The organism is uncultured Mucilaginibacter sp., from assembly GCF_903913935.1.
Lineage (GTDB): Bacteria > Bacteroidota > Bacteroidia > Sphingobacteriales > Sphingobacteriaceae > Mucilaginibacter.
Map to the genome: position 1 here is coordinate 1 of NZ_CAIWNH010000539.1, position 7432 is coordinate 7432.

Consider the following 7432-nt stretch of genomic DNA (forward strand, 5'->3'; position numbering starts at 1 on the left):
ACCTCTTCAACCTCAGATGAACCTGCAATCTGTGGCGCAATTTTAGTATCGAACGTAGAATTTCGGATCAGGTGGTTCTTTGCCTTGTTTTTTGCAACTTTATATAGCCAGGCTGTCGGATTTGCGGGAGCGCCTTTATAGGCCCAGGTTTGGGCGGCAGTTAAAAAGGTATCACTGGCAATATCTTCGGCAGTTTCTATCTGGCCAAAACCAAAGCGCTTGTAAAGCACCGCAACTATTTTGCGGTACTCCGTTCTGAATAAATGGGGTATCAGCTTCTGGTTGCTCATCAATTGAAAAGGCGTTTTAATAAGACTATACTGTAGCTTTGTGTCCTTAGTGAAAACCCTTGTGAACTTAGTGGTTATTCTTTTACCACAATGAACACTAAGGTCACTATGCTTTTTAACGATTTTAAGGCAACCTTTTCAATCTTTTAATGTACCCCGTCTCTTTTGGCTATTCTGCGCACTTCCATGGTATTACCTTCGCCGCCTAAGACAGGACAGCCTTTTGCAAACTCCGCCGCTTCTTCAGCGGATTCCGCCCTTACGGTGATAAAACCGCCTATCGTTTCCTTTATCTCGCCAAAAGGGCCATTAGTTACCATTTTGTTGTGATGTACAACTTTGGCGTCGTCAAAAAGCAAACCCGTGCCGCTCACAAATTTGTTTTGAGCAGCTATGCCGCCTATCCAGTCCATCGTTTGTTTCATCCAGATTTGCATTTGTTCGGGTGAGGCTATCTTAGTGCCGTCTTCGTGCCGCATAATTAATGCATACTCGTCCATTTTGTTTAAGTTTTAATTGTTATCTAATTTATGAATTATACCTCCATAACAAACGGGCAAAAACAAATTGGACATCAGCCTGAAAAACATTAATAAAATTATAACCACAGCGAGCCAATAGCCAGCAACAACGCAACCGTCATCACAAAAAAGCCGATTTTGAGAAACGACCAGGCGCTAACCCTATGGCCCTCCCGGCGCAGGGCCACCAGCCAGAGTATAGTTGCAAGAGAGCCTGTGATAGAAAGATTGGGACCGAGGTCTACCCCCATCAATATGGCGCTTTTTACAATTTCAGGTAAATGGGCAACCTGGATGGCATTTCCGGCTACCAGCCCGACAGGCAGGTTATTGGCCAGGTTGCAGGCAGCAGCTATAGTGAATCCGCTTCCCCAGGTTGTACCGGCGGTTGAATTGGCGGCGCTTTGATCCAGCAGTTGACTTATCGCATGGATGAGCCCGGTTTTATAAAGCGCTTCAACAATAATAAACAGCCCGGCTACCAGCGGCAAAACCGACCAGGTAACGCCTTTGATAACCATACGCGGATCTTTCCGGGCACTAATAATAACGATAGCGGATGTCAATATCCCGGTTATTGCCGTAGGCAGTCCGAGTTGTAAGTCCATGGCCGATGCAATGAGTAAAACTATAGCCGTTCCTAAAATACCATATAAAGCCGTTTTGCCGCCCCGCGATAAAGTTGGCAATTGAATATCGGTTTCCGTTTGCTGTTTTAAGGCCTTTCGCTGGGTAAGGTACAGCATCAAATAAGTGGCGCCTATGGCAAAAACAGATGCAACAAAATACAACCTGAGCCAATGCCATAGCGGCGGCATATGGCTGCCATAAATAACCAGGTTAGCCGGGTTGGATATCGGCAGCACAAAAGAGGCTGCATTGGCGATAAATGCGCAGATCAGCAAATAGGGTAATGGATTTTTAACCTTCGCGGCTTTTACAGCCGCTGCCACGGCCGGGGTTAATACTACTGCTGTGGCATCATTTGATAAAAACACGGTTACTATAATCCCTACCAGGTAGATGAGCAGGAAAAGCCTTGTTGATGAGCCTTTCGCCAGCACCGTTGCGTGTGCAGCCAGCCAGTCGAAAAGCTTTTCTTCGCGGGCGGTTTCGGCTAAAAGCATCATCCCTGTCAGAAATAGATATACGTCTGTCCCCCTATTGAGACCAGTTAGCGCCTCCGCCGGTGATATTTGCTGCAATAGGATAAGCAGCACTGCCCCTGCCACAGCCCAAACGGCTTCGGGCAATTTAAATGGACGGATAATAACGCCTGCTATCGCCAAAACTGAAATAATCCGGATGAGGATATAAGACATATAAGTACTAAATCGATAGTCTTTAGTCATAAGTTGTGCTTTTCTCCCCTTATGACTTTTGTAATAATTCAAAACCGCCCAAAAGTAAGAATTTGTATTTCAACGGCTACCGTTGGCCGTTTATACTTTGATTCCGGTCACCCAACTCCCCTTTTTGAATTCGCATAAAAAAATTACCTTTTTCTGATCATTTCACAACAACTAAAAACTTAGTTAAACGCCCGTTTTATAGTTATAGTATCTCCAAAAAAATATACTTCAAAAACCCCGGTTTATGCACTTTTTGATGAAATAAGCCTGTTTTTTTGCCGTTCAGGTAACTCACATAAACCAAAATAACCATGAACAAACTCTTGATTCTTATCGCTGTATTTTTATTAACAATTCAGTTTTCAAATGCTCAAACTGAAAAAGGCAACCAAACACTTGGCTTTAACTTTGGGTTTAATACGGGCAAGGCAACTGAAATTCCCGGCCCCCAAAGTGCATCTTTGGGTTCTACTTTTGTTGAGAAGAACAATTACTTTAGTTTGGGCCCCAATTACAGCTATTTTATAGCAAACAACCTGGATCTCAGCGTCGCCCTTGACTTCATGTCAAATAAAGAAACGAATAGCGACAACAACTTTGGTTATCCTTTAAAATACACCAATTATCAGTTCGATGCTATGTTATACGCCCGGAAATATTTCCTGTATAAAAACAAATTCGGTATCCGCACCGGGCCGTACATAGGTTATGGAAAGTCGACAACAAAATATACCTACACGCCTTCCGATAATAACAATAACAACTCGCATAACATATATGCAGGCTTCAAGCTCGATATGGTATATTATGCTTCAAAGAAGTTGGGGTTTTCGGCCACGTTGGCGAACCTGCAGTATCAACGATATACTTCAAAGAGTGGGTATTTAGGCCAGGATGGCAATGGGATATCACTATATACCGGCACCTCAGCACTCCAGGTATCCATGTTCTATACCTTCGGTGGCAAAGGATAAAGCTAAATAACACACAACTCACTATCACCTAAGCTTTCACAACTCTGCATTCCTTAAGGTAGTAACATACTACTTTAGGGAATCTTTTTTTATCACCTATCTAATGTTCTGGCAAAGTCTTTGAGCTGCGGCAGGTGATTATGTTGGCTGTAAACAATTCAGGCGAATTGCTTCGCCTGAATGCTGATGCGGGCGGATTGCCATATGGGGCCCCGAAGCAAAAGCTTAACAGGATGACAGTCTAATCTTTTTTGTGCTTTGGATACGGGTTTTTACCTGTTAGCTATTAAGGACGAAGATTTTTAAAAAAATTAAAAAAATCGCAACTTAAAAAAAACAATGCCCGTATAAAAGCATTCATTGAGCGCCCTGCTCATCAATAATTTATCAAATCAAAAAGATCCCCAGCGCGAGGCCGGGGACCTTTTTATTGACACGAAAATAAACTATAACTTTTAAATAACCAACTCCTTATAAATAAATAAGTTAAGTTATTAGTTAACATTTAAACATTTACACCTGTTTTTTTGATTACACCGATTATATCCTTATGATTTCACCGACTTTTTTGGGGATGATTTCACCGATTTCCCGGTACACACAAATGCGATATCCACCTACCAACTAATGAACTAATGAACCAGTGAACTAATGAACCACTAGGCCAGCGCATCGGCAATTTCAATAAAACCCTTTTCGCGGGCCAGGTCGGCAGCAAGTTTTCCGCCTTCCATACGGATGCTAACATCAGCGCCGTGCTCAAGCAGCAGAATAAGCAGGTCGATATTGCCATTTTGGGCAGCGGAGTGCAGCGCGGATACGCCTGCCTGTTGCCTTACGTTTACCTGCGCGTTATTTTCAATCAGCATCCGGGCAATCTGGGTATAATTTCCGGCTGCAGCTGAATGCAGCGGATAAACACCGAAACCATTATTGGAAGGCAGGTTAACATCGGCCCCTTTTAAAACCAGGTAACGTGCAATTTCATACTGGCCGAAATAGCAGGCTAGCCCCAGTGGTGTAAAACCGTCTTCGGCATAGTAATTTATCGCTTCGGGATGCTGGTATACGAGGTTGGCAACCACATCGAACTTGCCCGCCGCAGCGGCTTCAAATAAACTGATCTCATCAACGTATTTTAACAGCAGTGCGGTTATTTCGGGTTTTTTATAGTAACAGGAGAGCATGAGCGGAGAAACCTGATGACTGGTACGGCTCTTTGCCAACGCAGGTTCGCTCACCAGCAGGGCATCAAGTCCGTTCAAATCGGCATTGGTGATGTATGACTCCAGTTTTTCTACGCTCATGTTGTATTTAGTTAAGTGGTTGATTAGGTTGATTAAATTGATTAAGATAAAATCGGCTCGAAAAACACCTTTTGCGTAACGATGAATTTTCAACCATTCAACATAATCAACTCAATTTAACTCAATCAACTTCCTCTTTACGTTAATTTAACATCTTAATTCCAATATTACTAAAAAATTAAAATAACAAGGTAAATAAGTTGTTTAATCTATTAACTTTATATTTGTAGAATATCAGGGTTACATCAGGATGCCGGTAAAAGGAAATCAGTTTAAATCAAATAGTTTCAAGCCAGAAAATCAGCCACGCCAGCCTTCGGCAAAAACCGAACGAGAGCGGCCTGTTAAACAAAAGCAGGAAAGCCCGCGAAATTTCGGGCTGATGAACAGTCAAATCATCAAAATAACAGGCTTATTTTCGTTGCTGCTATCCGTATATTTTTTTGTTGCATTTACTTCCTACCTGTTTACCTGGCAGGAAGACCAGAGCTATGTGTCAAAAGCAAATGGCGGCTGGGGCAATTTATTTAAAACCACACAGGAGTTAATGGACAATGGGGTTAAAAGCCCCATGGTTGATAATTGGATGGGCAAGCTGGGCGCTTTATTAAGCAACCAGTTTATTTATGAGTGGTTCGGCATCGGCTCATTCCTTTTTGTATTGATATTTTTTATAATCGGCTACAGGCTGCTGTTTAAGGTAAGCTTGTTCGCGATTGGAAAAACAATGGCCTATTCGCTTTTCGGCATTGTTTATATTTCTGTTTTCTTAGGGTTTTTTCATGCTTTTATTGCTGATACGCCAAATTACCTGGAAGGTGAGTTTGGGTTCTGGACCAATCGCTTGCTCGACGCGCAAATAGGGCAGACAGGCACAGCGGGCATTTTAATTTTTGCAGCCCTAACCCTATTGGTAATTGCTTACAATATTGACTTTAAATTACCCAACCGTAAAAACAATCCTGACAATCTTGCAGAAGCGGTGCCTGTTAACCAGGTGGTACCTGAGCCGGTAGATCTGGAGGATGAAGAAATATCGTTGCCTGTTGAATGGCCAGGGCGGGCAAATAAAATGAAAGGTAACGGCGAAAACACGGCAAAATCCGAGTTGCTTAAGCAGCAGCCTTTGGTGCAAAATCCAATTTTTCATGAGCCCGTTGTTTTAACTCCCGACCCGAACAGCGAAGGGCACGAGCCGGAGTTTGAGAACGAAATACCGCTAACTGTAGGGGTGACCCGCCCTACCCCGGTATTGAATATTGAAAAAAGCGATGACGAAAAGGCCAACAGCTTAGTTGACCAGTTCGGTATTTATGACCATACGCTTGAGTTGGCTTCATACAAATATCCTACGCTTGATCTTTTGGAGAACTATGGATCCAACAAAATCAACGTAAACTCAGATGAACTGGCCGCTAATAAAAATAAGATCGTTGAAACGCTGAACCATTATAATATCGAGATCGATAAAATTAAGGCAACCATAGGGCCAACGGTTACCCTTTACGAAATTATACCTGCACCGGGCGTGCGGATCTCGAAGATCAAAAATCTGGAAGATGACATCGCCCTGAGTTTAGCGGCTTTAGGTATCCGTATCATCGCACCTATGCCTGGTAAAGGTACCATCGGTATCGAGGTACCCAATCAAAGCCCCGAAATGGTTTCGATGCGGTCGGTGCTGGCAACGGAGAAATGGCAGAATACGACCATGGATCTGCCCATTGCCCTCGGAAAAACCATCAGCAACGAGGTATTTATAGCCGACCTTGCCAAAATGCCTCACCTGTTGGTTGCAGGTGCTACGGGTCAGGGTAAATCGGTTGGTATCAATGCGATATTGGTATCGCTGTTGTATAAAAAACACCCAGCGGAGCTAAAGTTTGTTTTGGTGGATCCAAAAAAGGTAGAGCTGACGCTTTTCCGCAAGATTGAAAGGCACTTTTTGGCCAAACTGCCGGACGAAGCCGATGCAATTATTACCGACACCAAAAAGGTAGTAAACACGCTGAATTCCCTTTGTATCGAAATGGACCAGCGGTATGACCTGTTAAAAGACGCCGGTGTACGTAACCTGAAGGAATACAACGAAAAATTTGTTAAACGAAAAATAAGCGACCCGGAGAAACACCGCTACCTGCCTTTTATTGTGCTGGTAATTGATGAGTTTGCCGACCTGATGATGACCGCCGGTAAAGAAGTGGAAGTGCCGATAGCGCGTATAGCGCAACTGGCGCGTGCGGTGGGTATTCACCTGGTAATTGCTACACAAAGGCCATCGGTAAATATTATTACAGGTACTATAAAGGCTAACTTCCCATCAAGACTTGCTTTCAGGGTGCTCTCAAAGATCGATTCGCGTACCATACTGGATACCGGCGGTGCCGACCAATTGATCGGCCGTGGGGATATGCTGCTGTCAACCGGCAGCGATTTGATCCGCCTGCAGTGCGCCTTTGTGGATACACACGAAGTGGAACGGATCTCGGATTTTATCGGCAACCAGCGGGGCTATGCCTCGGCGATGTTGCTGCCAGAGTATGCAGGCGAAGGCGAAGCCAGCAGCACCAAAGAATATGACCCTGATAACCGCGACCCGATGTTTGAAGATGCTGCCCGCTTAATTGTGCTGCACCAGCAGGGTTCCACTTCGCTGATCCAGCGAAAAATGAAATTGGGTTATAACCGGGCAGGCCGTATTATTGACCAGTTGGAAGCGGCCGGTATAGTGGGCCCGTTTGAAGGCAGTAAGGCCCGTGACGTTTTATACCCGGATGAATACAGCCTGGAGAGATATTTGGAAACGCTGGCAAAACAAGGCAATTAAATCAGAATTTTAGAATTAAACAATTTAGAGAATTAAACGTCTAACAAATAAAATCGGTGAAGTCACTCCCAAATAATCGGTGAAATCACAAAATATAAAATCGGTGAAATCACTCCCAAATAATCGGTGAAATCACAAAATATAAAATCGGTGAAATCACT

Annotated in this window: 6 protein-coding genes; 2 read left to right on the forward strand and 4 right to left on the reverse strand. The window is 43.7% G+C overall.

The features are described 5' to 3' along the window. From QZY09_RS21605 to QZY09_RS21615, 3 genes are all read right to left on the reverse strand, one after another. On the reverse strand, window positions 1–290 hold a 290-nt coding region (locus tag QZY09_RS21605; protein WP_295675989.1), incomplete at its 3' end, for a sigma factor. A 146-nt stretch (window positions 291–436) separates the two neighbouring features. Beyond that, window positions 437–790, reverse strand: coding sequence for a YciI family protein (locus QZY09_RS21610; protein ID WP_295675990.1), 354 nt, complete (start codon window positions 788–790; stop codon window positions 437–439). Window positions 791–888: 98 nt separating this feature from the next. Next, window positions 889–2163 (reverse strand): arsenic transporter, encoded by a 1275-nt coding sequence (locus QZY09_RS21615; RefSeq protein ID WP_295675994.1) that lies wholly within the window; start codon window positions 2161–2163, stop codon window positions 889–891. A gap of 311 nt (window positions 2164–2474) precedes the next feature. Here QZY09_RS21615 and QZY09_RS21620 point away from each other — a divergent pair, with 311 nt between their 5' ends. After that, window positions 2475–3137, forward strand: coding sequence for a hypothetical protein (locus QZY09_RS21620; RefSeq protein ID WP_295675997.1), 663 nt, complete (start codon window positions 2475–2477; stop codon window positions 3135–3137). Between the two features lie 659 nt (window positions 3138–3796). Here QZY09_RS21620 and QZY09_RS21625 read toward each other — a convergent pair. After that, entirely contained in the window at window positions 3797–4444 is a 648-nt protein-coding gene (locus QZY09_RS21625; protein WP_295676001.1) for an ankyrin repeat domain-containing protein, read from the reverse strand. A gap of 250 nt (window positions 4445–4694) precedes the next feature. Here QZY09_RS21625 and QZY09_RS21630 point away from each other — a divergent pair, with 250 nt between their 5' ends. Further along, window positions 4695–7271, forward strand: coding sequence for a DNA translocase FtsK (locus QZY09_RS21630; protein ID WP_295676003.1), 2577 nt, complete (start codon window positions 4695–4697; stop codon window positions 7269–7271). The last annotated feature ends 161 nt before the right edge of the window (window positions 7272–7432 follow it).

Coding starts and splice junctions, on each gene's coding strand:
- QZY09_RS21610 (WP_295675990.1), bottom strand. CDS start 790: ATGGACGAGTATGCATTAATTATGCGGCACGAAGACGGCACTAAGATA.
- QZY09_RS21615 (WP_295675994.1), bottom strand. CDS start 2,163: ATGACTAAAGACTATCGATTTAGTACTTATATGTCTTATATCCTCATC.
- QZY09_RS21620 (WP_295675997.1), top strand. CDS start 2,475: ATGAACAAACTCTTGATTCTTATCGCTGTATTTTTATTAACAATTCAG.
- QZY09_RS21625 (WP_295676001.1), bottom strand. CDS start 4,444: ATGAGCGTAGAAAAACTGGAGTCATACATCACCAATGCCGATTTGAAC.
- QZY09_RS21630 (WP_295676003.1), top strand. CDS start 4,695: ATGCCGGTAAAAGGAAATCAGTTTAAATCAAATAGTTTCAAGCCAGAA.